The sequence below is a fragment of the Micromonospora sp. D75 genome (assembly GCF_018070405.1).
Lineage (GTDB): Bacteria > Actinomycetota > Actinomycetes > Mycobacteriales > Micromonosporaceae > Micromonospora > Micromonospora chalcea.
This window is the reverse complement of record NZ_JAGPXV010000830.1, coordinates 1-2,111: the sequence shown is the minus strand read 5'-3', so window position 1 is coordinate 2,111 and position 2,111 is coordinate 1. Positions and strand designations below refer to the sequence as shown.

3 protein-coding genes are annotated in these 2,111 nt (G+C 75.9%); all 3 read right to left on the bottom strand.

Annotated elements, in window-relative coordinates:
- The coding region (locus KBX39_RS29650) for a glycosyltransferase family 4 protein (protein ID WP_210873695.1) at nt 1-778 on the bottom strand (778 nt) is incomplete at its 3' end.
- A gap of 4 nt (nt 779-782) precedes the next feature.
- Complete coding sequence (locus KBX39_RS29645) at nt 783-1,181, bottom strand: 6-carboxytetrahydropterin synthase (RefSeq protein WP_043323437.1); 399 nt, start codon at nt 1,179-1,181, stop codon at nt 783-785.
- 2 nt (nt 1,182-1,183) lie between these two features.
- Nucleotides 1,184-2,110 carry a zinc-binding alcohol dehydrogenase gene (locus KBX39_RS29640; RefSeq protein WP_312247514.1) on the bottom strand — a complete coding sequence of 309 codons (927 nt, stop codon included), beginning with the start codon at nt 2,108-2,110 and terminating at the stop codon, nt 1,184-1,186.
- Nucleotide 2,111: the final 1 nt, after the last annotated feature.

The window sequence follows — 2,111 nt, the reverse complement described above, 5'->3', positions numbered from 1 at the left end:
GGGCCAGCGCCTCGGTGACCACCATCCCGTACGTCTCCTGTCGCGAGGGCTGAACCAGCAGATCGGCGGCGGCGTAGGTGGCGGCCAGGTCCGGCCCGGTACGGGGGCCGGTGAGCCGGACCCGGGCGCCCAGACCCTCGGCGGCGAGCCGCCCGCGCATCCGGTCGGCGAAGGGCCGGTCCCGCTCCAGCGGTCCCACCCAGTCGCAGGTCCAGTTCAGGTCCGCCACCTCGGCGAGCGCGGCGGCGAGCACGTCGTGGCCCTTGACCGCCGTGACGGCGGCGACGCAGAGCAGCCGCCCACCGCCGGGCGTGCCGGGGGCGACGGGCGCCGGGTCGACGCCGGGTGGGGCGGCCGTCACCAGTTCGGGGCGCAGCCGGTAGCGGTCGAGCAGCCGGCCGCGGGTCCACTCGCTGGTGGCTACCACTGCGCTGGCCGCCGCCAGCGCCCGCGCCTCGGTCTCCCCCTCGATCGGCAGGTGCACGAGGATCACCAGGCGCAGCCGCGCGGCGTGCGGGGCGAGCACGTCCGGCACGGTGGAGGCGACCAGGCCGTCGAGCAGCACCGTCGCGCCGTCGGGCAGCCCGCCGAGCAGTCCGGCCAGGTCGGCGCGCTCGCGTGGCCCGGGGTGCGGCCAGCCGCCGGGCACCTGGTGTTCCCGGACCGTCCAGCCGCGTCCGGCCAGGCCACGACAGACGTGCCGGTCGTAGGCGTTGCCGCCGCTGGGGTCCGCCGGGTCGTCGATGTCACCCGGCAGCACCACGTGGACGACGCTCATCCGGTCAGAGCGACCGCTCGTAGCTCGCCCAGGCGATGTGTGACTCGTGCAGGGTGACGGTGATCCCGGTCAGGCCGCGCGCCCCCTCCCCCAGCCGGCCGGCCGTCACCGCGTCGGCGAGCCGGTCGGCCACCGTACGGGCCAGCACCTCGGTGGTGGTGTTCACCCCGGTGAAGGCGGACTCGTCGTCGAGATTGCGGTAGTTCAGCTCGCCGAGCACGGCCTTGAGCTGCTCGGTGGCCAGCCCGATGTCGACCACGATCCCGTCGTCGTCCAGCTCCGGCCGGCGGAACGTGGCGTCGACGACGAACGTCGCGCCGTGCAGCCGCTGGGCCGGGCCGAACACCTCGCCGCGGAAGCTGTGGGCGACCATGATGTGGTCCCGGACGGTCACGCTGAACACGTTCACTCCTCGCCGTAGGTGATGAGATGGCACAGCGCCGGCAGCCGGCCCGAGGCGAGCCGGTCCAGCACGTCGGGCAGGTCGTCGAAGCGGGACCGGCCGGTGAGCAGCGCGTCGAACGCCGGGTCGGCGAGCAGGTCCAGGGCTAGGGCGAGCCGGTCGGCGTAGCTGCGGTCGGCGCGCCGGGGCGACACCGTGCCGACCTGGCTGCTGCGGATGCGCAGCCGTCGGGAGTGGAACGCGCCGCCGAGCGCGAGCGTGACCGGCCGGTCGCCGTACCAGCTCAGCTCCAGCACGGTGCCCTCGGGACGCAGCAGCTCCAGGCCGCGCTGCAGCCCGTCGGCGGTGGCGCTGGCGTGCACCACCAGGTCGCGACCGCCGGCCGCGTCGGCGGGCGCGGCGAAGTCGGCGCCGAGCGCGGCGGCCACGTCGGCGCGGGCCGGGTCGGCGTCGACCAGCTCGACCCGGACGCCGGGGAAGCGGGCCAGCAGCGCGGTGACCGCGCAGCCGACCATCCCGCCGCCGATCACCGTGACCCGGTCGCCGACCAGCGGCGCGGCGTCCCACAGCGCGTTCACCGCGGTCTCCACGGTGCCGGCCAGCACCGCGCGCTGCGCCGGCACGCCGTCCGGCACGACGGTCACGGCGTCGGCCGGGACCACGTACGCGCTCTGGTGCGGGTAGAGGCAGAAGACGGTACGGCCGAGCAGCCGCTCGTCGCCGGCCTCGACCGTGCCGACGTTGAGGTAGCCGTACTTCACCGGGGCGGGGAAGTCGCCCTCCTGGAACGGCGCGCGCATGGCGGCGTGCTGGTCGGCCGGGACACGGCCGGTGAACACGATCGTCTCGGTGCCGCGGCTGACGCCGGAGAAGCGGGTACGCACCAGCACCTCACCCGGGCCGGGCGAGGCGACGCGCACCGGCCGGATC